The organism is Arcicella aurantiaca, assembly GCF_003148625.1.
Taxonomy (GTDB): domain Bacteria; phylum Bacteroidota; class Bacteroidia; order Cytophagales; family Spirosomataceae; genus Arcicella; species Arcicella aurantiaca.
The window spans coordinates 320117-344359 of the sequence record NZ_QGGO01000001.1 but is presented as its reverse complement, the minus strand read 5'-3'; the positions used below and the strand labels follow the sequence as shown (position 1 = coordinate 344359).

Genomic DNA, 24243 nt, shown 5'->3' with positions numbered 1-24243 from the left:
CATATAATCAATTAGGCAAAAGCATCAATTTTACAAAAGACTTTATTTCTTTTCTGTAAAATAACTTTCTAATTTTTCTAATAATTCTTTGGGAGCAAGTGTGAGCTTGTTATTCTCCATTTTCACGAAAACTAAGGTTGTTTCTCCAATATGGACTAATTTCTCTAAACTATTAAAGATTTCATAATGAAAAATTACCCTTGCAGCAGGAAGCGTTTTAATAGTTGTTCTAATTGTCAATAAATCGTCATAAAGTGCAGGGGCAATATAACGAGATTTATTCTCATATACAGGCATCATTACGCCAGAATCTTCCATTGCTTTGTAGCTAAAGCCTAAACTTCTCAATGCCTCTACCCGACCAATTTCGTACAAACGAGCATAATTTCCATAATAAACATAGCCCATTTGGTCGGTGTCTGCGTATCTTACTCGGTATTGATAGTTGTGAATGTACATTAGAACGGAGGTATAAGTTATGAGGTATGAATTATGAGTGAACTTATGATTTTTTTTATAACCGTTACATAACTGCTATCTCATAACTCATACCTTAACAAATTTCTATTTCATGATTTTTAGTTTGTTCAATGCTTCTTGGTAAATCTTGGCATTGTTCAAATGGTCGGAATAAGTGACTGCAAAATTATGATAACCTGAAAAATCTTCTTTCGCACAGAAATACATATAATCGTGTTTTTCATAATTCAAAACGGCATCAATTGAAGCTAAATCTGGCAAATTGATTGGGCCTGGAGGCAAGCCAATTACTTTGTAAGTATTATAAGGAGAATTAATTTGTAATTGAGCCTTCGTAACACGTTTGATTGTAAAATCTTGGTGAGCAAAAATTACCGTTGGGTCAGCTCCTAATGGCATATTTGTTTTCAAACGATTCATATAAACACCCGCCACACGTGGTTTTTCGTCAGCCTTTTTAGTTTCTGCTTCCACGATTGAAGCCATAATTTGGGCTTTAATTGGGTCTAAACCAATGGCAGCGGCTTTGCGTTTACGTTCTTCAGTCCAGAATTTATCGTACCAAGTTTTCATTGTTCCCAATAATTTATCAGGCGTTGTATTCCAAAAAACTTCATAGGTATTTGGCAAAAACATACACATAAAAGTTTCGTTGTTGAAACCATATTTATGTGCCGTTGCGGTGTCTTCCAAAACCTTGATTAAAGCCGTTGAATCGAACTCAAACTTATTTCCAATTTTATGGATTAAGTCTTTCTTCAAACGAATATTATTGAAAGTCAATTTTACCGCATCTTGATTACCCGAACGAAGTTTTTTGATAAGTTCATAATTGCCCATATTGGCTTTTATTACATATCTTCCTTCTCTAACGTTGTCTTTATATTTTAGCAATTTGGCTAAAAATTTAAACGAAAGTTCATCTTTAACGATTTTGTTTCTACTCAAAGAATCCCAAACTGTTTCAAAATTTGCTCCTTTAGGAATCAACAAAGCGAAGCCTTTTTTCTCATCAACCTGATAGTTTGGTGTTTTTGTAATTTGCCAAATGTAATACGAAAACATCGTTGCAAATAAGGCAAACGTGATAAAAAAGTATCGCAGAAGTTTAGTATTTTTTTGCATTTCTAAATTTTTTAAGGTTTTAGGGAAAAGCAGTTTTGAAATTGATTCGTCTGATTGATTATTATTTTAAGAACACAAAATTACTATTGAAAAATGGATTTACCCCTATATTCGACACTGAATAGAAATATTCTAAACGCACAATCCACTAACCTTAAATATAGTTTCAAGCTAATTTTGGGGTTAAAAATTCTTAAAAATTGAACATTACAAATAAAAATTTTTATTTCGCACCGAAAAAAGGTAATTTTGCAGTCCACAATGGGAAGATATTGCGAGGAAAGACATAACAATAATTCCACAATAAAATTTATGATTAAGCAACTTCTGGGAAATCTTACAGTCTTAGCGGTTGTTTCCACAACAACATTTGCACAAAAATTAGGCGATGAATCTTACGGTATCTCGTCATATTACGCAGATTACTTTTATAATCGCCCCACTTCTACGGGTGAAATTCTCCAAAAAAATCAATACACAGCCGCACACATGACTTTGCCCTTCGGGACGATGGTTGAAGTTACTAATTTGGCAAATAAACGTTTTGTAATTGTTAGAATTAATGACCGAGGACCTTTTAAACCTGGGCGTATAATTGACTTAACACAAAACCCCGCCAAATGGCTGAGAATGAGTCAGGTAGGATTAACAAAAGTACGATTAAAGGTTGTTGGTTTTGACGGAGACATTATGCTTGAACCCTTCGATTCACTGAGTTTAACCGCAACACCACGTTTTGAACCAAAGTTTTATCAAAAAACAAAACTCAAATACAAACGATATTATCGTCTCAAAAAGAATTGGAGAAAAAGAAAATATCCACAATTACGTTATCGCCGTTTACGAGTAAGTTCATATTTGAGAAAACTATCAAAACAACGGAGGAAGGAATATTTAGAAAGTCGCCGAAAAAAGAAATAAAGTGACTTCGAGAATTTCCATCGAAAGCCAATAATTGACAAGTACCAAAATTTTCAACGTGAAAACTTTGGTACTTTTTTTATGCCGAAATCTAAAACTAATTAATCCCAACAACATTATGTAATAAGACAAAATAAAGTTATTTTGATATTTCATAAATGATTGAGAATCAAATTCATGGCAATCATAAATCGTAATTCTTAAATCGTCACTATACTTATGGCATAATATTCGTACTTTCGTTTCGTAATAATATTGAAAAATTGGTTTTAGGAAATTGCCTAAAGCCTACTTTAAACTGCCGACTGACAATGGATTTAGCGAAAATTAGAGAATACGGAAATATAGAATTTCTTGCCAAACAAATGGTTGAAGGATTCATTACAGGACTTCATAAATCACCTTTTCATGGTTTTTCGGTTGAATTTGCAGAACATCGCCTCTACAATACAGGTGAAAGTACACGTCATATCGACTGGAAAGTTTTTGCAAAAACCGACAGAATTTACACGAAACGTTATGAAGAAGAAACCAATTTACGTTGTCATTTGATTATTGATACGTCGTCATCGATGTATTATCCTGAGAAAACCAACGGAAAAATTACGTTCTCAACCATGGCGGCAGCGGCTTTGGCTTATATGCTTCAAAAGCAAAAAGATGCGATTAGTTTGACTACTTTTTCTTCGGAAATTGAAATTCAAACGCCTGTAAAATCTACGCCTTCGCACGTGCATAAGATTTTTTTAGATTTAGAAAATCTGCTTCAACGTCCTTCTACAAACAAAAAAACGGCTGTTGCTGACGTAATTCATCAAATTGCAGAGAAAATCCATAAACGCTCATTAGTGATTATTTTCAGTGATATGTTCGATAATATCAACGAAGCAGAACGTCTATTTTCGTCAATGCAACATTTGAAACATAATTTGCATGAAGTATTGATTTTCCATGTAACAGATAAAAAAACAGAATCTGATTTTGAGTTTGACGACCGTCCTTATGAATTTATTGATTTGGAGACAAATGAGAGAATAAAGTTGAATCCTTCTCAGGTGAAATTAGATTACAGAAAAACTTTACAACAGTTTTATCATGAATTAAAACTTCGTTGCGGACAGTATAAAATTGATTTTATTGAAGCTGATATTGAAGAAGGTTTTGAACAAATTTTATCAGCTTATTTGGTGAAGCGTGGGAAAATGAAATAGCTTTAGTAGGCAGTTTGTAGTAGGCAGTGAGCAGTTCTATCTCCCAAATATTAATCACAAATTCTAAAACTTTATGAACGATTTTAGGACTTTATTAGCTTATCAAAAAGCATTTATGCTGGCTATGGAAATTTTTAAGATTACGAATGGTTTTCCAAAGGAAGAAAGATATTCTTTAACAGACCAAATTAGGCGTTCATCTCGGTCAGTTTGTGCTTGTATCGGTGAAGCATACAGAAAGCGACGTTATCAAGCCCATTTTATTAGTAAATTGACCGATTCAGACATGGAAAATACGGAAACACAAGTTTGGCTCGACTTTTCATTATCATGCAAATATATTGAAAGGACGAAATATGAAGACCTTATTGAAAAAAGCGAGGAAGTTGGGAAATTAATTTACTTTATGATTCATAATCCAGAAAAATTTACTGCAAAATCAAAATAATTTAATCTCCCCAAACTGCCCACTACAAACTGCCTACTATTATTTCCTTCATCGTTTCGATATTCATATTTCCTTTACCAATAATCTTTTTGTCTTTATCCAAAATGTAAATCGTTGGGGTAAATTGAGCATCAAACTCTTGATACAAGTTAATTTTACCCATCTTATCCATCACATTTATAAAAGATTCGGAGCTATATTCTTTGATAAATTCCTTCCAAGTATCTACGTTATTTCCAAAAATTGGAGCAAAAACGGTAATATTTTTTTGCTTATTATCTTGAATAAATTTCACTAATTGTGGCGTAAAGTTTTTGCAATGACCACAATCAGCCGCATAGATATACAAAATCGTAAAAGCAGATTTTACATCATAAAGAGCTTGTTCTTTGTTATTTACGTCTGTGGCTTTCAAGTTCGGAATCTTACTTCCAATCAACAAAGGTTTTAAATACCGCACTCTTTCTTTTACTAATCTTACCGTTGAGCTATCCCAAAGCAAAGGGTCATTGAGGTAATATTTTTGTAAAATATGAACAAAAATGGCGTCTCTTCCCAATACTTTACTTGTCTCAAAATGATTAGCTAATTTACTTACCAAATACTTACGCATGGGAGACGTTTTTCGAGACTTACTCAAAAACTTATCTGTCAAAACAATCAATGAATCGTTGGGTAAAAAATCCAATTGGTCAAAATAATACTTAACGGGCTGGTACAAAAAAGGTGTTTGTACCAAACGGTCATCCGCAAGATTAATATTATCAAAGAAATGTTCAACAAAAAACTTATTCCCCCAAAGAGAATCTTCCGTGCCATTTGCCAATTTGGGAGCTGGAGGAATATCCAATGCCAAATTTGACTTGATAATATTGGAAGCAAAAGTTCCTTCAAAAGCCTTAATAAACTTCTTCTTGTACAAAGCCGACTCTACCTGCAAAGCATACAACTCATTGGTTGAATTGGCATCTCCTTTTTTAGTCAGTTCTTCAATTTTCTTCGCATCCTTAAAAGTCTTTTGCTGGTAGCTATAAAACAAATCATTTTCACGAGAATTGGTAAATTTTATCGTATTGAAAATATCATTGGCATTGGCTTCAAAAAAGAACTTTTGCTCTGAAATTAAAATATCAAAGCTCTGCCAATGCCCAATCATAATATTGTACATACCACCTTTCAAAGGTTTTTCACCTCTAAAAGAAATTGTACCATCCGAACTCACCACGGTTGAATCTTGCACAAAATTTTGGTTTTCAAAATAATACGTCAAGTAACAAGTTGAGTCTTTTAATCCACGAATTCTACCTTCAATTTTATAACCTTGAGAAAAAGTCAAAAATGAAATAACCGAACAAATTAGGGTAATTAATACTTTTTTAAACATTTTTATGGGTAATTTTTCGACAAATCTATTTGCCAGTCTTCACGCTTTCACGCAGTGTTTGCTTACGGTGAAAATCAATAAAATCTTCTAATTGCTCAACAGGAAGGCGTTTTGCAATGATTTTTTTATCTTTATCCAACACATAAACAACTGGTGTTGCATATACATCAAAGCTATTTTTAAAGTCTGTATAATATTCTTCTTTACCTGTTTGTTGGTTTTTATGAATATCTATTCCGTGAATAAGCTCTTGAAGTTTAAATTCTTGAATAAATTTCTTCCATTTTGTAGGAGTTCTATCAATCGAAGCAGCAATAACTTTTACATTTTTGGCTTTCAAACCTTGATATGCTTTAGCCAATTTTGGGGCTGACTCACGGCAATGTCCGCAATCTGGGTCATAGATAAACAAAATGGTGTAAGAAGCATCAAGTTTTGGAATGACAATTTCTTTTCCTAAAGTATCCGTCAAATACATATCTGGCAATGTTTTTCCAATCAAAAGAGGTTTTAAAACAGTGATTCTTTCTTTCATTTTTCTTACCGTAGAAGTATCCCATAAAGCAGGTTCTCCTATGTAATACTTCTCTGCAATATGTACAAAAGCACCATCTGTTCCCAATATTTTAGGATTCTCATAAGTGCTTGCAATTTTGTAAATTACATATCTACGCACATCTCTACCTTTGGCACGTGCTAAAACCACATCCGATTCTTTGGCAATCGAGTCAGAAGTTTGAGCGGTTAAATCATCAAAATATCTTTCAATTTTTTTCTGTAAAAATGGAGTACGAATAAGACGGTCGTCTGTCAAATCAACATTATCCCAAAAATGTTTTTTGTAATAATTAAATTGATATTGATAATACGCCGTTGTATCTGCTTTGGTAAGCATTGGTTTTCCCAAAGGTGGGATTTCGGGTTCTTGCGAAGCCTTTATTAATTTATTCACAAAAGTACCCTCAGTAGTTTTCAGCCAATCTTTCTGAAACTGAGTCACTTCTGCTTGTAATCGTTTTATTTTCCCAGCCGCCAACATCGAATTATTCATTTTGCGTTCCATCTCCAAAACTTTCATTTCATCAAATTTTGACGCCATATCTTGCTGAAATTTAAAGAAAAGTTCATTTTCTTTAGACCCCGTAACCTTCATTTTCGTAATCAAATTAGTGGTATCGGTCTCAAAAGAAAACGCTTGATTTCCCACAACAATATCCATGTATTTGCCTTTTGGAAGGGAAATTAAATAAAGTCCTTCTGGTAAGGTTTTCTCTCCTACAAAATGAAAATTCCCCTGAGAATCAACCTGTGCAGTGTCTTTTATAACTTGTTGGTTATACCCAAAATAATGGGCTAAAAATACAGTAGTATCTTTTATACCTCTGACTTTCCCTTTGATAGAAAAACCTTCTTTTGTTTGTCCAAAAACGACATTCGTAAAAATGACAAGGAGTGAAATTGATAAAATTTTAACTAAAATTTTCATGTTGTTATAAATATTTCAGGAAATAAGGGTGATGGCTGATAATTTTCTTCAACGAAATTATCCTACTTTTATGTATTAATAAACCAAAATATGTACCAAAGTTAAGGGAACAAGACCATAACTGGAAATCAAACCCCAAATACAAATTTTAATATGTTTTATTTTCTTTCAAAAGTGCTTTTTTATATTCTGATGCCTTTGTCGTTAATAACGATTTGTTTACTTTTTGCCCTATTTTGCAAGAATCCTAAACACAAAAAACGAAGCGTACAAATCTGTTTAGGGCTAATTTTATTCTTTAGCAATGGTTTTTTATCTAACGAAGTGCTTCTTTGGTGGGAAGTTCCTCCAACTTCTCCAAGTTCAATTACTACAACTTACGACGTGGGTATTATTTTAACTGGTGGAATGATTACCAATAAATTAGCCACAGAAAGCCAAATACTGACAGACAAAACTGCTGACCGTTTTATTCAGCCTTTGAGATTATATAAAATGGGAAAATTGAAGAAAATATTGATTTCTGGAGGAAATACTGATTTAGTGGTAATGCACGAAGATGTTTCAGACGAAACATTGAAAGTTGCTCAACTTCTTGAAGAATTAGGCGTAAAAAAAGAGGATATAATTTTGGAAAGAAGAGCCAGAAATACTCGTGAAAATGGACTTTTTACCGCTGAGATTTTAAATAAAAATCAAAAACTTGGTAGTAAATATATTCTTTTCACCTCCGCTTTTCACATTAGAAGAGCAGAAGGTTGTTTTTCAAAAGCAGGATTAAGCGTTACTTTATTTCCAACAGCTTACAAAGCTAAAGTAAGAAGTTGGACATTAGATAATTTACTAATCCCAAGAGAATCAAACCTTTATGACAGTTACACCCTTATTCACGAATTAACAGGTTATGCCATTTATAAAATTTTAGGATATTGTTAATAGAAATAACACAGACTTTAGTTGAGAAAATCTTTATTCTCACCAAAGTCTGTGTCACTTCTATTATTTACTCAAAATACCAGAAAGTCTCAATAAATCTGAGTTAATTTCTTTCTTTTTCGTAATTGTATCGTGGAAAGGCGTGTAAACCAATTTATCATTTACAATACCTGCCATTTCGTTTTTATGACCAGCCAAAAGCCCTTCTAATGCTCCTAAACCTAAACGGCTTGCTAAAATTCTGTCATACGCACTCGGACGACCACCTCTTTGGATATGCCCTAAGTTTGTTACACGAATATCAACAGGAACATCAATTGTACTTTTAATTCTTTCTGCAATAATAGCAGCGTGTCCTTCTTCGTCACCCTCAGCAACCACAACAATTGAAGATGATTTCTTTTTCTCGAAACCTGCTTTTAATGTTCCAACAACGTCTTCGATAGTTTGTCTTTCTTCTGGAATTAAGATTGATTCAGCTCCACCAGAAATCCCTGATTGAACGGCAATATATCCAGAATCACGACCCATTACTTCGATAAAGAAAATTCTATCGTGCGAGTCCGCCGTATCTCTAATTTTATCAATGGCATCCAAAGCTGTATTTACAGCGGTGTCATAACCAATGGTATAATCTGTTCCAAAAAGGTCGTTATCAATCGTACCTGGAGCTCCTACTGTTGGTATTTGAAATTCGTTAAAGAAAATCTCAGCACCTGTAAAAGTACCGTTACCACCAATAGCGACTAAACCCTCAATTCCATGAGATTTTAGTTGGTCATATCCTTTTTTTCGTCCTTCGGGAGTCATAAACTCCTTACTACGAGCAGATTTAAGGATAGTCCCTCCTCTCTGAATGATATTACTTACCGACTGTGAATTTAAGGGAATAATGTCACCTTTAATCATGCCGTTATAACCTCTTATAATTCCAAAAATCTCGACTCCATGATGAAGTCCACCTCTTACAACAGCTCTGATGGCGGCGTTCATACCCGGTGCATCTCCGCCTGAAGTAAATACTGCAATTCTTTTCATACTGTTCAAAGTCTCTGACTCAACGAGCCAAAAACAAATATTAGGGATATTTATAAATATTGTTTAATACCAAATTTTATTCTTTAATTATACCTTTATTTGGAATAATCAAATCATATTTTCGCTAATTACCAATTATATTTTGGTTTTCAAACTTTTGCATAATTGGTTTAAGCAAGTTGCAAATTTATTGTTTTAAAATGATGTTTCTAATGAATTTAATAAAAAATTATAGTTAAAATAAATGATTTTAAAATAATATAATTTTTTCAATAAAAAATATAATCAAATAAATTTATTGCCATTTATATATTTTTTTCAATGGATAATAAGCAACTAATGTAATTCGTATTAAGATTATCTTTGTGATTTATTATCTGTTATCTAAACTGAAAAATTGGTAAACCTCTATCTATCAAATATTTATAGGCTTAATTTTTGTGCCTTTATTCTAAATCATCATTTTCAGAAAATTTCAAGTGATTACAACAAAATTTAAAACACCGTTTATTTTCTTTCTTTTTCTCATAATTTCTAATTCAGAAAAACTTTTTGCTCAACAATGGCTCGGAATTTCTGGAAGTAATTATGCGGGTACTAATGCTGTGTATAATAATCCTGCCAATCTCTCAGATTCAAGATATAAATTATATGTAAATTTAGTTGCCAATGATATTTTCATTTCTAATAACTACGTCGGTTGGAATGCTCCTTATTCTATTTTACAACTCCTTACTAACACGGCAGCACAAGAATACCGAAATTCGAGAAATGTAATTGTTTTCAAAAATACTTATTATGACATCAATGAAAACAGTGACACCTATCATGCCAATATTTTAGATGACTTTAGGGGTCCTTCTTTTTTATACACAATTAATCAGAAAAGTGCCGTTGGACTATTAACACGCATTAAAACTGCCACTAATTTTTCAGGAGCATCATTGAGTTTATCCAATTTGATTCGTTTGGGGACTGATACTTTGTTATTAAAAAAACAAAATTTCAAATTAGCCGAAAGTACCCTCAATGTTAATAGTTATGCCGAATTAGGTTTAAGTTATAGTAGAATTTTACAAGACGATGATGAAGATTTTGTAAAAGTAGGAATTACCCTCAAAAGGGTTGTAGGTATCTATAATGCTCACATTAATATTGAGGAGGCTGATTATAGTATTATTGATGACCCAAGTGAACCCAAAAAGCAAATTCTCAGGATTAATCATCTCAAAGCTAATTACGGACATACCTTACAAGGAGCTTACTCCAATGCAAGCCCTTCATTTGCTTGGGGATTTGGGAATCAATCTGCGGGAAGTGGTTGGGGTGTTGATTTAGGCATTGTCTATGAATATCGCCCCGATACTCGGAAATTCTCCTATCGTGAAAAAGGGATAAGAAAATGGGATGCAAGCAAAAATAAATATGAGTACAAAATCGGGATTTCAATTTTGGATATTGGTGGCATCAACTATAACAACCCGAGCTATATAAGAAACTGGAATGTAGATATTAATAATACTGACTTTAATTCAAATGATGTAAGTAAGGTAAAAGATTTAGATGATGCTTTTAGTAGAATAAACCAGAAAGTTGGCTCAACCGATGCTAATAGTGTTAATAATTTCACGGCAAGTTTACCAACAGCATTTCAAATTAATTTTGATTATCATCTTAGAGATAAATTCTATGTAAACAGTCTTTGGGTGCAAGGACTTAGAGGTTCAAACTCAATTGGCATGAAAATGCCTTCGTCTTTGTCTATTACCCCACGTTGGGAAAGTAAATGGGTTGAAGTGGCTATGCCTTTTGCTCTTTTAGATAATTATAGTGTTTTGTCATTTGGCGTGGCGGGAAGATTTGGACCATTATTCTTTGGAACGGATAATTTAGGCAGTTTTTTAAATATTAGCCGCCCAAGAGGAACAGACTTATATTTTGGTTTATCTGTACCAATTTTCAGCAAACCTCCAACCCTACCCAATGCTTGCTTTTATGAAAAAAAAGAAGGTAGAAATTGGAAGTTTTGGAAGAAAAGAAAGTATTAGATAAATGCTGACAGATTTCCTTTTTCTGCCAATGCAAATCCCTTCTCGTTTTTTGAAATTGTTGCACAATCATAAAATGGGTCGTGGTCAAAGAAAAGAATCCAGTCTTTTTCAACGGCTTGATTAAGCAAATCATTCTTTTCAATCATCGTTTGCAAAGGACGAATATCATAACCCATCACATAAGGCACTGGAATGTGTGCGTGCGACGGAATGGTGTCTGCGATGAATAATATTTCTTTATTTTGGTAAGAAATCTTAGGCATCAACATTTTTTCAGTATGCCCATCAGCCGTTAAAATTTCAATATTGGCAAAAGGATTTTCAGAAACTTTATCAATAAAAAACAGTTGGTTCGCTTCCTGAATTGGCAGAATATTATCTTTGAAAAAAGTAGCTTTCTCTCTTGGATTAGGGTTTATTGCTGAATCAAAATGTTCGGAATGTGACCAATAACGAGCATTAGGAAAAGTCATTTCAAATTTTGTACGGTCGGAATTCCATTTTACCACACCTCCGCAATGGTCAAAATGTAAATGGCTCAAAATCACATCAGTTACATCATTTTCAGAATATCCTTTATTTCGAATTGATTTGACCAACTCCCCTTCGCCATGTCTGAAATAATATCCTTGCCATTTAGCATCTTGCTTATCTCCCATTCCTGTATCTACTAAAATCAATTGGTTTCCGTCTTCAATGAGTAAACATCTCATTGCCCAAGAGCATAGATTATTTTCATCAGCAGGAATCGTTTTTTGCCAAAAAGATTTTGGGACAACTCCAAACATTGCTCCACCATCCAATTTGAAGTAGCCAGAATCTATCGAATGTAAAATCATTGAAATTATTTTTTAGATTAATTTTTTATGTAAATTACCTAAAAAACTATAAAATTCAAGTTTCATTGAATAGGTAGTAATCAACAAATCTATAAAGTAATAAACATGAAAATTGGCTTAGTTCTATCAGGAGGCGGAGCAAGAGGAATAGCTCATTTAGGCGTTTTGAAGGCGTTGCAAGAAAAGAGCATACAAATTTCTGGCATATCTGGTTGTAGTGCAGGGGCTATTGTAGGAACTATGTTTGCGGCGGGTTATTCTCCAGACCATATTTTTGAGATTGTTGTTTCGAGTAATACCTTAAAAGCTATGCGACCTGCATGGAGTAGGTCGGGCTTAGTTCGAATGCAAAAAGTAGAAGAAGTTTATTTAAAGTATATTCCTCATAATTCATTCGAACATCTCAAAATTCCACTTACTGTAAATGCTACTGATTTGTATGCTGGCGACACAGTGTATTTTTCGTCTGGAGAACTATTAAAACCTGTGATGGCGTCGTGTTGTATTCCTGGTTTATTTGAACCAATAATTCATAATGGAGTAACATTGATTGATGGTGGCATTTTAAACAATATGCCAATTGAACCGTTATTAGGAAAATACGATTATATCATTGGAAGTCATTGTAATCCTTACGGTATTCAACAAACGCCTAAATCTATGGCGACAATTGTTCCAAAAGCTCTATTTTTGGCAATCAACAATAATTCTAAAAGTAGATTGGCTCAGTGCAACTTTCTAATTGAACCACCCGCACTCAAATCTTTTGACCCTTACGACATTAGAAAATCAATAGAAATTTTCAAAGCAGGTTATGAATTTGCGAAAGAATTAGAACTTCCAAGTCAATTAGTATCATAAATTTAACTAAATTTGAAAAACTCATCAATACACTTTAGCAATCCTATTTTTGGCATTACAAGAATCCGTATATAACTTTGAAAGATATTTTTCGCAAAAAAAACATACGTTTGCGTTAAATTCCCAATCCTAATTCTATTGAAAAAGCAAAAAAAAGTCAAAAATTTAGCTTTTTCAATAGCACATTTTATTATTTTAACAAAACCCAAATTTTCATGAACAAACGTTTATTATTCAGTTTAATAATGTTTTTGGGCTGTACTTTGAGTATGATTGCTCAAGACCGCCGAATTACAGGGAAAGTGGTGTCAGCAGGAGATGGCTCACCTCTTCCAGGAGTGAGTGTACAATTAAAAGGCACAAGTAAAGGAACATCTACTGATGCAGCAGGTAATTATGCGATAAGCATTCCAACAGGAAAAGGTTCTATTGAATTTCGCTCTGTTGGTTTTTCTTCAAAAACAGTGGAGATTGGTGGGCAAAGCACGGTAAACGTTGCTTTATTAGAAAGCGAGAATTCATTGGGTGAAGTTGTAGTGGTTGGTTATGGTACTCAAATTAAAAGAGAACTAACAGGTAATATCGCAAAGATTAAATCTTCTGAAATAGCAGATATGCCCGTTACCAGTTTTGACCAAACTATTCAAGGAAAGGCTGCGGGGGTTTTGGTTAATGCTGGAAGTGGCAAATTAGGACAAGGAATCAGGATAAATGTTCGTGGTCAATCTTCAATTTCTGCCAATACACAGCCCTTATATGTGATTGATGGTATTCCGATGACCACCGCAGATTTATCAGCACAGTTTGGTTCAACGAATCCACTGGCAGATATAAACCCACAAGATATTGAATCATTAGATATTTTGAAAGATGCCTCTGCTTCGGCTATCTATGGTTCTCGTGGGGCAAACGGGGTCGTAATCATTACAACTAAAAAAGGAAAAGCGGGCTTAACCAGAGTTAATTTCGGTTATCAGACTGGGTCAAGTACGCCTACCAAAAAACTACAATTTCTGAATACTGAACAGTATGTAAAGTTTTACAATCAAGCGGCTGCTAATTCAGACAGAATTGATGATTATCAAGACCCAAATGACCCAGACTCATATCGCTATTATATGAATAGTTTTTATGAAACACAAGGTTTAGGAACTTTTGGTACAGGTACTCAGGCTTCAACTAATTGGGGTGACTTAGCATATCAGGACGCACCAATGAGTCAGTATGATATAAATATTAGCAGTGGTTCAGACAAAACGACTTTATATCTTTCTGGACAATATCTTACTCAAAAAGGAATTTTGGTAGGAAATGGCTTGAACAGAGCGACAGGTAGAATCAATTTGACTCATAAATTAAGTGATAAGTTTGACTTAGGAGTTAGTGTGGCAATGTCTCGTAGTGTTAACAACCGTATATCGGGCGACCGTCAGTTTGATAACCCGATGCAAATGGTTGCATTACCACCAATGACTCCTTCAATAGACCCTACTACCAACCTACCAGTAGGCACAGCACCTGGCGATGTTTCTATTCCTTCATACTATAATCCATTAGTCAATATTGGAAACGCATTTTACAATACTACTGTCAATAGAAATATTAGTAGTGTTTTTGGGCAATACAAACTAACCAAAAACTTATTGTTTCGTTCGGAGTTTGGCGTAGATGTTCTTAATCAATTAGAAGAACAATATTCTAATAGCAAAACGGCACGTAATAGTGGTGTACCAGGAGGTATTGGACGTTCCAGAACCGTTGGAATTGAGAATTTGAATACCAATAATTTCTTCGCATTTAATGAAATATTTGGTAAACATACTGTTGATGCAACCTTAGGAATGTCGTACCAAAATTCTGTAACAAAACGTCATTTTATTGAAGGGCAAGACTTTCCTTCAGACGCTTACCAAACAATTTTTACGGCTGCTCGTAAAACTGACGGAGAATCTTCTGAGACAGCCTTCAGTTTCTTGTCATATTTTGCAAGAGTAAATTATAAATTTTCTGATAGATATTTAGTTGGTTTAAGTGCGAGAATTGACGGTTCTTCTCGTTTTGGTGCAAATAATCGCTATGGATTCTTCCCTGCGGCTTCTGCTGGCTGGGTACTTTCAGAAGAAGATTTCTTGAAAAATAATAAAGCAGTTAGTTTCTTAAAACTAAGAGCAAGTTATGGACGTACAGGAAATGCTGAAATTAGCACCACTGGCGGTGGGCTTTCAGGAACGGGTACTAATACACAGAACTTTCCACAGCGAGGTTTGTTTGCTGGAGATGCAGGCTATGGAGCAACGCCCGGACAACGTCCTGTGCAATTAGCGAATCCAGATTTAAGTTGGGAAATCACAGACCAATTCGACATAGGAATTGATTATGGCTTTTTGAATAACCGTATTAGTGGAGAAATAGATTATTATCAAAAAAATACATCTAATCTACTCCTTAATGTAAATGTACCAGCAACTACTGGCTTTGCCTCTATTACGAAAAACGTCGGTAAGTTAGTGAATAAAGGATTTGAGTTTGTTGTAAATACAGACAACCTTGTTGGAGACTTCAAATGGAGTACACGTATTAATGCTGCCTATAACATGAATAAAATTACAGATATTCAAGGGCAAATAATTGAGGGAGGTTTAAACAACATGAGCCGTGCCGTTGAAGGTGAGCCAATAGGAACATTCTTTACTGCTGAATATGCAGGAGTTGACCCTGCAAATGGCGATGCACTTTGGTATAAAAATACAAAAAATGCGGACGGTAGCCTTGACCGAACTACTACTAATTCTTACAATCAAGCTCAAAGAGTAGTGGTTGGAAAACCTCTACCAGATTGGGTAGGTGGAATTACCAATACGTTTAGTTATAAAGGCTTAGAACTAAGTGTATTTTTTAATGGACAATTCGGAAACCAACTTAATTTTTACGGAGTTGGTAGATATTCTTCTGCCAATGGACGTTTTGAGGATAATCAAACAGTTGACCAGTTGGCGGCATGGACAAAAGACAACCCAAATACAAATGTTCCTGAAGCACGTTTATTTTTCAATAATGGTGCTCAGCCTTCAAGTAGATTCATTTTAGATGGCTCTTATGTTCGTTTGCGTAATATTACACTTGCTTACAATTTACCAAAATCTATTATCAACAAAGCTAAAATCAGTAGTTTAAGAGTGTATTTAACAGGACAAAATTTGGCTACATTTACTAATTACGCAGGATGGGACCCAGAAGTTAATGCAGATGATGTAGTAACAAACATAGCCCAAGGATATGATTTTTATACAGCTCCACAAGCACGCACTATTACCTTTGGACTAAATCTTGGTTTTTAAATTAAAATTTTTGGAAAATGAAAAAATATACAAAAAATATATTCGCAATAGGTACAATTATAATATCATTGACCGCTTGCGACAAACAACTTGATATTGAGCCCAAAGTGAGTATTGATGAAACAAAAGCTTTGGCAACATCACAAGATGTTAAAATTACACTTACTGGTGCTTATGACGGTATTAGTGATAGTAATGTTATGGGAGGAGGATATTCATATATCAATGAACTACTTGGCGATGATGCAGAAGTTCGTTTTGGAGGGACATTTAGTACCCTTGACGAAATCTGGCGTAAATCCATCACTACCTCTAATACAGTTAATTCGGATACTTGGAGAGACTCATACGTCGCTATTAATCGAGTAAATAATGTTCTTGCTTCATTAGATAAGGTTGATAATAACGATAAAAAAAGTGTAGAAGGTGAATCTCGCTTTATTCGGGGATTAGTTTATTTTGAATTAGTACAACATTTTGCCAAAACATGGGGAGATGGAGACAATAATACCAATTTGGGAGTGCCGTTAATCCTAACGCCTACTCGTGTGGTAACTACAGATGACAATAAACCTCGTGCTACTGTTGCTCAGGTATATACACAGATATTAGATGATTTGATTAAGGCTGAGGCTCTTTTACCAGCAACTCAGGCAGGTTCTAATACAGGATTTGCTACAAGAAATGCCGTAACTGCAATTTTATCACGTGTGTATCTAATGCAGGGAAATTATGCCGCAGCACGTGATGCCGCCAACAAAGTCATCACTTCTAATGCTCATTCATTGGCTTCAACTTTTGAAGGTGTTTTTTCTGACGAAGCAGGACAATCTGAAAATATTTTCAAAATCATTGTAACTGACCAAGATGGTATTAATGATATGAATACATTTTTTGCTTCATCATCCAATCAAGGACGTGGAGATATTAGGGTTCAGGCAAAACATTTAGCCTTGTATGAACCTGACGATGTCCGAGGAAAGTTTTTTGAAGTAGTCAGTAGAAATACATTTTCGTTAAAATTTGCTGATAGATATGGCGATGTTCCAGTGGTACGTTTAGCCGAAATGTATCTTACACGTGCAGAAGCCAATTTCAGATTAGGAACTACCATAGGAGCAAATCCAGTTTCAGACATTAACCTACTGAGAACACGTGCTGGTGCAAAAGTATCCAATGTATTGACTTTGGACAATATTTTAAAGGAAAGAAAATTGGAATTAGCATTTGAAGGATTACAGCTTTTTGATTTAAAGCGTACTAAAAGGAGTGTTGGTACAAAGTTATTTAATGACCGAGCATTAATTCTTCCAATTCCACAACGTGAGATAGATACGAATAAAGAATTGAAGCAAAATGACGGTTATTAATAGTAAATTTTAAATATTGAACCTGTTTAAACTTTCTGTTTCGGTATAAACCCGTTCATTTTTAATCTGCTAATCCAATATTTTCTCAAGATTGGGCATCCCCCTTCCGCTGCTATGCAGTTCCACTGAGGCTTTAAATATTGAAATAACAGGTTCAGAATGATTCAAATTTCTTCTCAAAACAGAAAGTTTATACAGGTTCATTAAAAAAAAGGGCGAGTCAATAATGATTCGTCCTTTTTTTATGCAAAAATTATTCAGCCCTAAGTATTTATACCATACATGATAAAATAAGTGATAAATGCAATTAAATATTAGTCCAGCAGAATATTCGTACACTAACTATGAGAATAATACAATTTTTTCAAAATGTAATATTAAAGATTTTTCAAAAGTATCCATTACGATAAAAAAAATATCTCCGAGTCATTTCTTTTTTAAAAGAATATTCTAAAAGTATCTTAATAACAGTAAAAATGGAGTATAATATTTGGTATTTTCTACCTATACATAAGATAATTTTGAAGCAAAAAAAATGGCACTTTCAAACGAAGACAAAATTATATTCTACAAAATCATCATTTTAACCTATAAAAAGGCTTTTTTTCAAGACATATTAAAATAAGTTTCAAGTATTTCCTTTGTTTGTTTAACTGAAAAATCATATTTTTACAATTATTTAATATTTATTTCATTAAACAAATTTTTAACCATAATTAAACAATAGTACATGAAGAAACACTTACTCATGACTTTACTTATTGCTCTTACTTTTTGTGTGAATGTATTCTCACAAGATAGAAAAGTAAGCGGTAAAGTAACCTCAGCCGAGGATGGCTCAGGTCTTCCAGGTGTAACCGTTCGTGTGAAAAACACAAACCAAGGTTCACAAACTGATGCTTCAGGGAATTATTCAATCTCTGTTCCAAATGGTGATGCTAAACTCCAATTCTCATTTATCGGAATGACTTCAGAAGAAGTTTCTGTTGGTAGTCAATCGGTCGTAAATGTAAAAATGGGTACTGATATCAGACAACTTTCTGAAATTGTAGTAACAGGAGTTGGTGTTGCTACTAATAAAGCAAAATTAGCATTTGCGGTAGAATCAATTTCATCGAAAAGTCTTCCACAAGCACCAACCGCATCTATTGACCAAGCTTTAGTTGGTAAAATTGCGGGAGCTCAAATCACAAGTAGTAATGGTACTCCAGGTGCTGCTACAAACATTGTACTTCGAGGTATCAATACAATCAACCGTGGAACAACTCCAATGATTATGATTGACGGTATCCAAGTAGCTTCAACTGATTTAAACTCAATTGATTTAAGTGTAATTGACAGAATTGAGGTTGTGCAAGGTGCTGCATCGGCTACTATTTATGGTGCTCAAGGTGCTAACGGTGTAATTCAGTTATTTACTAAAAAAGGAAAAAATGGACAATTGAATATTGACTTCTCTTCAAGCGTTTCTCAAAACTCATACTTAAACATTGGTGGTGTTAGAAAAGCTCAATTGCACGCTTTTGGTACTGATGCCAACAATAATGTTTTGAGTGCAGGTGCTGGAAATCCTATTTTAGCACAAGACCCAGTGACAGGTTTGTATAATGGTAACGTTATTTATAATCCATTAGATGTGAATAGTACAACAAGTAAAGCTTACAATGCAAACTTGAAATATTATGACCATTACAATTTCTTCTTCGTTCCAGCAAGTACAGTAAATAATAGTATTTCTATATCAGGAGGTAAAGAGAAATTTGACTTTGCTTTCTCGCTTTCAAATAACTATCAAGGAAGTAACGTAACTGATAATGGTGATTTTAAAAGAACTAACCTTACAGCCAATATTGGTGCGGAAATTGCTCCAAAATTGAAATTCCGTTCAATTACGCAATTGGTTTATACAAAAAATACTATCAAGTCTAACGACAGAAATATTTTGTACTCTATCAATAACACTCGTCCATTCGCAAACTACGAACAAACATTAACAAATGGAGATTATGCAGCTTATGTAGGAGATGCAGCAGGCGTAAACGGATTTAACCCTAAATTCTATCAGCAATATTTAAATCATAATGGAAATAAAGTTGACGTTATTCAAAACTTAAACTTGAATTATGAATTGAATAAGTTTGTAGAGTTAGATGCAAAATATGGTATCAACTATCAACGTGATGAAGATATTTATACTTATGCAAACCAAACTACAAACCCGAATATTGCAGCTTTGCCATCTAATTATTACTTATCGAATTATGGTTCTGATAAAAAAGGAGAAATCGACAATTTTGGTATCACTAAAAACGCTCAAAACTTTTTAGCGACTGCAACAATCCGTACTGATTTCATGAAAGACTTTAATTTAAGTCTTCCAATCACTACATCAACGCAATTAGCATTTGACTGGCGTAAACAAACAAATGACCAATATGTAACTTACGTTTTAGGCTTACCAACCTATACACCGTACACACCTGCACAAGGTACAAGTTCATTTGTACGTCCTTTGAGTTTCTCAGGAACAACAGGAGCTCCACAAGGTACATATACAGAGCCATTTCTTACGTATGGGTATGTAGTTAACCAAAGAATCGAATATGGTGAAATTGCAGGAGTTTCAGGAGGTTTCAGAAGTGACTACTCATCAGCTTTTGGTGGTGGTTCAAAACCATTCACATTCCCACGTGGAGATGCTTATGTAAGACTTTCTTCATTAGATTTTTGGAAAAGCAGTGCCATTGCTAATACTTTAAGCGAATTCAAACTAAGAGCAGCTTATGGTGAGGCAGGTATTCAACCAAGACCATTTGACCGTTATGTAACTTTAGGAACAAGAAATATCGGTAGTACTGGTGCATTCCTTTTCCCAACAGCACAAGCAAATCCAGACTTGAATGTTGAGGTTTCTAAAGAATTAGAAATCGGTACAGATTTATCTTTGAATTTATCGAAAAATGTAAATGTATTAAATGACATCCGTTTATCAGCAACTTATTGGAAACGTAATACAGAAGGTGCAATCTGGAACGTAGATGCTGCTCCATCAACAGGTGCTGGAACAGTTAAAACAAACGCTTTTGGGATTGGTTCAAACGGTATTCAAGCACAAATTAGTGCAATGGCATTGAAGGGTAAAGATTTTACTTGGAACACAACTATCAACTTTAGCAAGCAAACATCTGAAATTACTTCTGTTTCTGGTAATGGTGAAATCGTGATTATTTCAAGTGCTGGTAGTACAAACTATGTATTGAAAGCAGGAGAGAAAATTGGGCAGTTATATGGTTTCAAATATTTGACAGACTTAAATTGGAAAAAACCAAACGGAACGCTTGAAATTCCAGAAAACCAACAATCTCTGTATGAAGTAGCAAGTAATGGTTATGTAGTAAACAAAGCTACCAAACAACCATACTTTACAGCAGATAGATATAGTTTTGGTGACCCGAATCCTGCCTTCAATATGTCATTCATCAATGATTTCACATATAAAGGATATCTTAACGTAGGATTCCAAGTTGACTGGGTACAAGGAAGCCACATTTACAACCAAACTAAACAATGGATGTATCGTGATGGTATTCATGCAGATTACGAAAAAGAACTTACTGTTAATGGACAAACTGGTGCTTGGACTGCCTTCTATCGTGGTGTTTATGCACAACGTCAAGCAAATGGTACAAAAGATTATTTCTATGAAGATGCTTCATTTGTACGTTTAAGAAATATTTCAATTGGGATTGATTTGGCAAAAGCGTTTAACATTAAAGCATTCAAGAAATTACAATTGGTACTTTCAGGACGCAACTTGTTGACATTCACAAAATATACAGGTTTTGACCCAGAAGTAAGTTCAGGAACAAACAACTCTGCATGGGATAGAGGTACAGACCACAATACTATGCCTAACTTACGCTCTTACCAAGTGGGACTTAATTTTGGTTTCTAATATTCAAGAATTAAGTAAAGATGTAAACTAAAGTTATTGAGGATAATATTTCTTGATAACGAATAATTTAAACATTAAGGAAATGAACAAAATAAAAAAATATATTTTGATGAGTTGTGCAGCATTTTCGCTCGTTGCTTGTCAAGACCAATTAGATATAAAAAACCCAAACTTACCAACACCTCAAAGTGCATCGACAGAGTCAGGGATTATATCTTTAGGTTTAGGAGGCGTTTACGCAAACGGTTTCCGTGATTTAAAATATTTCGATGGCGTAAACGGTCGTTTTTGGGCTGGTGCAATCGGTTTTCATGAAATCATGGCTGATGTAGTTGGTATTGAAGCTGCTAACCAATTTGCCAACCAAATTGGTTGTCCAGATGTAGTTACATTGGATAACGGAACAAAAGTTTCAAATCCAAGTAGCCCAAGCCAACAAATTCCATTTTTGCGTTCTGTGAATATCAACTCAAATGCAGGTGCAAACCCAACATATTTTGAGTGGGCATATATGTATTCGTTGAATAACTCTTGTAATGCTGTACTTGACATTATTGAAACTGTAAAATTCACAGGAGATGCTGCAGTTAAGAAAAATGTATTAAAAGCATGGTGTTATTGGTGGAAAGGATTTGCATATTCACGCATTGGTTCAATGTACTATGCAGGTCTTATCAATAATACAACGGGAGCAACTAATAACAAATACGTTACAAAAGAGGACATTATTAAGGAAGCAAATGTAAACCTTGACAAAGCCTCAACAATCTTAGGAGGCTTAACTGCTACCACTGATTACAAAGCAGTTTTAGGAGGTTTAATTCCAGATTTTTGTCAAAAAGGCAAAGGAGGAGTTCTTGCTCCAGATATGTGGATTCGTAATATTAATACCTTAAAAGCAAGAAATATTTTGGTGAATACCCCCACTAAATCTATGACTGCTGCTCAATGGAATTCAATTTTAGAATTAGCAAACAATGGTATTAAATCAACAGATTTAATTTTCACAAGCCGTTCTGGTGGTGCTGGTGATAACGATTTCATGTCAGCAACAGGAGGTTCAGTAATTGCCAAAACACTTGCCGCAAAAGCAGGTCAAAATACTTATAAATTAAGTGAAAGACTTGTTCAAGAATTCAAGGCAGACGATAAGCGTTTCCAAAATAACTTTACACTTACAGCAACATGGGTAGGTGATGCTGGTCGTGGCAATGCCTTCAATACACGCTATACAATCATTGATGGTGGTAAAGGAATGGCAGGCGTAGTGGTTTACGGAACACAAACAGAGGGACTTTATGAACTTGCTATGGCAGGCAATTATGAAGAAAATGAATTAATGAAAGCAGAAGCAAATCTTTATTTAAGCAAACAAGAAGATGCTTTGAAAATCATTGATGCTATCCGTACTTCGCAAGGTGCTGGACTTGCCGCAACAGCAGGAACAGGTCTGTCATTAGATGCAGCCAAAGAAGAATTCAGACGTGAAAGACGTGTAACTTGTGCATGGAGAGGTTTATCTTTCTATGATGCAAGACGTTGGGGAGTGCTTGAAAATGGTAGAACTAATGCTGTTGTAATTGACAAAGCTGCTGCCGTAAACACAAAAGCAACTATCAATTATAACTATTTAGATTATTTCGACGTGCCAGACAACGAGTTAGCTTATAACAAACCAGATGCGTCTTCAGCTCCAGTAAAAAATCCAAAATGATAAGTATTTAGTGTAAATTAAAAAACGGTCTAACATTCATTTGTTAGACCGTTTTTCGTTTATCAATAAAACCGTTGATATAGAATAATTTTGTAAGCTCAATATTCGTTCTTATCTTTAAATGTGTTTGTTGAATACTTAATTGAAGCCAAACACATTTTATTCCTCATCATTATTCAACATTAAAAATGAAATTAAAAAATCTTTTACTTTGTACAGGCGTAGCCTTGACACCATTTTTTGTAACTGCTCAAACAAAAAAAACATCCGCTAATAAACCCGCTACCAAAGTTGTAACTAAATCTGTAAATGTAACTGTACCAACGGTTTCAACTTCTTCAGCATCTTTAGCAAGCTTAAAAGACTCTGCAAGTTATGGACTTGGTGTATTGGTAGCTCAAAATTTCAAGTCTCAAAATATTGAAATCAATGCTGAGTTATTACAAAAAGGTTTTAACGAAGTAATGAAAGGTGAAAAAACACCAATCAGTGATATGCAAGCTAACAACTTGATTCAGAAGTATATGCAAAAAGAACAAGCTAAAGCTTTTGAACCAAACCGTTTAGCAGGAGAAAAATTTTTAGCTGATAACAAAACGAAAGAAGGCATTGTTACGTTACCAAGTGGATTACAGTACCAAATCATTAAAGCAGGTGATGGCCCTAAACCATCATCATCAGATAAAGTAAAAACACATTATCACGGTACTTTAATTGATGGAACTGTATTTGATAGTTCAGTACAAAGAGGTGAACCTATTACTTTCCCAGTCACAGGTGTAATTCCGGGATGGGTTGAAGCATTACAATTAATGCCAGTAGGTTCAAAATGGAAATTATTTATTCCTCAAGCTCTTGCGTATGGCCCTCGTGGAAGTGGCCCAACTATCAAACCATATTCAGCACTTGTATTTGAAGTAGAATTATTAGGAATTGAGAAATAGTAGAGAAGTATTAAGTATTATGTACTAAGTATTAAGCAAAAGAAAAACTTAGTACATAATTGAATTGGTTAGTTCAGTTGTACCCCTCCTAAGGGTTTAAAAACCCTTAGGAGGGATAACAGAAAGATATTTTATTGGGTAT

17 protein-coding genes are annotated in these 24243 nt (G+C 34.3%); 11 read left to right on the top strand and 6 right to left on the bottom strand.

The features are described 5' to 3' along the window. Positions 1 to 42 precede the first annotated feature (42 nt). Together LV89_RS01435 and mltG are read right to left on the bottom strand one after the other, a co-directional pair. A complete protein-coding gene (locus tag LV89_RS01435; protein WP_109741069.1) occupies positions 43 to 459 on the bottom strand; it encodes an acyl-CoA thioesterase in 417 nt (138 codons plus the stop codon). Positions 460 to 564: 105 nt separating this feature from the next. Continuing rightward, on the bottom strand, positions 565 to 1605 hold the full coding sequence (gene mltG / locus LV89_RS01430) for an endolytic transglycosylase MltG (protein WP_109741068.1): 1041 nt from the start codon (positions 1603 to 1605) through the stop codon (positions 565 to 567). 312 nt (positions 1606 to 1917) lie between these two features. Between mltG and LV89_RS01425 the strand changes: the two genes are divergently transcribed. From LV89_RS01425 to LV89_RS01415, 3 genes are all read left to right on the top strand, one after another. Then, on the top strand, positions 1918 to 2526 hold the full coding sequence (locus LV89_RS01425; RefSeq protein WP_229201454.1) for a septal ring lytic transglycosylase RlpA family protein: 609 nt from the start codon (positions 1918 to 1920) through the stop codon (positions 2524 to 2526). 311 nt (positions 2527 to 2837) lie between these two features. Further along, positions 2838 to 3737 (top strand): DUF58 domain-containing protein, encoded by a 900-nt coding sequence (locus tag LV89_RS01420; protein WP_109741066.1) that lies wholly within the window; start codon positions 2838 to 2840, stop codon positions 3735 to 3737. Positions 3738 to 3810: 73 nt separating this feature from the next. After that, on the top strand, positions 3811 to 4185 hold the full coding sequence (locus LV89_RS01415) for a four helix bundle protein (protein ID WP_109741065.1): 375 nt from the start codon (positions 3811 to 3813) through the stop codon (positions 4183 to 4185). A 22-nt stretch (positions 4186 to 4207) separates the two neighbouring features. On the opposite strand, the gene LV89_RS01410 is transcribed toward LV89_RS01415, so the two are convergent. Together LV89_RS01410 and LV89_RS01405 are read right to left on the bottom strand one after the other, a co-directional pair. Beyond that, a complete protein-coding gene (locus LV89_RS01410) occupies positions 4208 to 5569 on the bottom strand; it encodes a TlpA family protein disulfide reductase (RefSeq protein ID WP_109741064.1) in 1362 nt (453 codons plus the stop codon). A gap of 25 nt (positions 5570 to 5594) precedes the next feature. Continuing rightward, positions 5595 to 7055 carry a DUF4369 domain-containing protein gene (locus tag LV89_RS01405; RefSeq protein ID WP_109741063.1) on the bottom strand — a complete coding sequence of 487 codons (1461 nt, stop codon included), beginning with the start codon at positions 7053 to 7055 and terminating at the stop codon, positions 5595 to 5597. A gap of 153 nt (positions 7056 to 7208) precedes the next feature. Here LV89_RS01405 and LV89_RS01400 point away from each other — a divergent pair, with 153 nt between their 5' ends. Continuing rightward, entirely contained in the window at positions 7209 to 7991 is a 783-nt protein-coding gene (locus LV89_RS01400) for a YdcF family protein (RefSeq protein WP_109741062.1), read from the top strand. Positions 7992 to 8054: 63 nt separating this feature from the next. Here the strand turns inward: LV89_RS01400 and pfkA are convergent, their stop codons facing one another. Beyond that, a complete protein-coding gene (gene pfkA / locus LV89_RS01395; protein ID WP_109741061.1) occupies positions 8055 to 9029 on the bottom strand; it encodes a 6-phosphofructokinase in 975 nt (324 codons plus the stop codon). 479 nt (positions 9030 to 9508) lie between these two features. Between pfkA and LV89_RS01390 the strand changes: the two genes are divergently transcribed. Continuing rightward, on the top strand, positions 9509 to 11077 hold the full coding sequence (locus tag LV89_RS01390) for a DUF5723 family protein (protein WP_109741060.1): 1569 nt from the start codon (positions 9509 to 9511) through the stop codon (positions 11075 to 11077). Here LV89_RS01390 and LV89_RS01385 read toward each other — a convergent pair. Continuing rightward, positions 11074 to 11919: an MBL fold metallo-hydrolase gene (locus LV89_RS01385; RefSeq protein ID WP_109741059.1), complete on the bottom strand. Its 846-nt coding sequence runs from the start codon at positions 11917 to 11919 to the stop codon at positions 11074 to 11076. The two genes, LV89_RS01390 and LV89_RS01385, sit on opposite strands and share 4 nt — an antisense overlap. A 105-nt stretch (positions 11920 to 12024) precedes the next feature. Here LV89_RS01385 and LV89_RS01380 point away from each other — a divergent pair, with 105 nt between their 5' ends. The 6 genes from LV89_RS01380 (at position 12025) to bamJ (ending at position 24101) form a co-directional block, all read left to right on the top strand. After that, entirely contained in the window at positions 12025 to 12780 is a 756-nt protein-coding gene (locus tag LV89_RS01380; RefSeq protein WP_109741058.1) for a patatin-like phospholipase family protein, read from the top strand. A gap of 215 nt (positions 12781 to 12995) precedes the next feature. Then, the gene (locus tag LV89_RS01375; protein ID WP_109741057.1) at positions 12996 to 16118 is read left to right on the top strand and encodes a SusC/RagA family TonB-linked outer membrane protein; all 3123 of its coding nucleotides are present in this window, start codon (positions 12996 to 12998) and stop codon (positions 16116 to 16118) included. Positions 16119 to 16135: 17 nt separating this feature from the next. Beyond that, entirely contained in the window at positions 16136 to 17488 is a 1353-nt protein-coding gene (locus tag LV89_RS01370; protein WP_109741056.1) for a RagB/SusD family nutrient uptake outer membrane protein, read from the top strand. Positions 17489 to 18218: 730 nt separating this feature from the next. After that, a complete protein-coding gene (locus tag LV89_RS01365) occupies positions 18219 to 21443 on the top strand; it encodes a SusC/RagA family TonB-linked outer membrane protein (protein WP_109741055.1) in 3225 nt (1074 codons plus the stop codon). Positions 21444 to 21525: 82 nt separating this feature from the next. Next, the gene (locus LV89_RS01360; protein ID WP_109741054.1) at positions 21526 to 23157 is read left to right on the top strand and encodes a RagB/SusD family nutrient uptake outer membrane protein; all 1632 of its coding nucleotides are present in this window, start codon (positions 21526 to 21528) and stop codon (positions 23155 to 23157) included. A gap of 188 nt (positions 23158 to 23345) precedes the next feature. Then, positions 23346 to 24101, top strand: coding sequence for a BamJ family beta-barrel-assembly machinery protein (bamJ, locus tag LV89_RS01355; RefSeq protein ID WP_109741053.1), 756 nt, complete (start codon positions 23346 to 23348; stop codon positions 24099 to 24101). The last annotated feature ends 142 nt before the right edge of the window (positions 24102 to 24243 follow it).

Coding starts and splice junctions, on each gene's coding strand:
- LV89_RS01435 (WP_109741069.1), bottom strand. CDS start 459: ATGTACATTCACAACTATCAATACCGAGTAAGATACGCAGACACCGAC.
- mltG (WP_109741068.1), bottom strand. CDS start 1,605: ATGCAAAAAAATACTAAACTTCTGCGATACTTTTTTATCACGTTTGCC.
- LV89_RS01425 (WP_229201454.1), top strand. CDS start 1,918: ATGATTAAGCAACTTCTGGGAAATCTTACAGTCTTAGCGGTTGTTTCC.
- LV89_RS01420 (WP_109741066.1), top strand. CDS start 2,838: ATGGATTTAGCGAAAATTAGAGAATACGGAAATATAGAATTTCTTGCC.
- LV89_RS01415 (WP_109741065.1), top strand. CDS start 3,811: ATGAACGATTTTAGGACTTTATTAGCTTATCAAAAAGCATTTATGCTG.
- LV89_RS01410 (WP_109741064.1), bottom strand. CDS start 5,569: ATGTTTAAAAAAGTATTAATTACCCTAATTTGTTCGGTTATTTCATTT.
- LV89_RS01405 (WP_109741063.1), bottom strand. CDS start 7,055: ATGAAAATTTTAGTTAAAATTTTATCAATTTCACTCCTTGTCATTTTT.
- LV89_RS01400 (WP_109741062.1), top strand. CDS start 7,209: ATGTTTTATTTTCTTTCAAAAGTGCTTTTTTATATTCTGATGCCTTTG.
- pfkA (WP_109741061.1), bottom strand. CDS start 9,029: ATGAAAAGAATTGCAGTATTTACTTCAGGCGGAGATGCACCGGGTATG.
- LV89_RS01385 (WP_109741059.1), bottom strand. CDS start 11,919: ATGATTTTACATTCGATAGATTCTGGCTACTTCAAATTGGATGGTGGA.
- LV89_RS01380 (WP_109741058.1), top strand. CDS start 12,025: ATGAAAATTGGCTTAGTTCTATCAGGAGGCGGAGCAAGAGGAATAGCT.
- LV89_RS01375 (WP_109741057.1), top strand. CDS start 12,996: ATGAACAAACGTTTATTATTCAGTTTAATAATGTTTTTGGGCTGTACT.
- LV89_RS01370 (WP_109741056.1), top strand. CDS start 16,136: ATGAAAAAATATACAAAAAATATATTCGCAATAGGTACAATTATAATA.
- LV89_RS01365 (WP_109741055.1), top strand. CDS start 18,219: ATGAAGAAACACTTACTCATGACTTTACTTATTGCTCTTACTTTTTGT.
- LV89_RS01360 (WP_109741054.1), top strand. CDS start 21,526: ATGAACAAAATAAAAAAATATATTTTGATGAGTTGTGCAGCATTTTCG.
- bamJ (WP_109741053.1), top strand. CDS start 23,346: ATGAAATTAAAAAATCTTTTACTTTGTACAGGCGTAGCCTTGACACCA.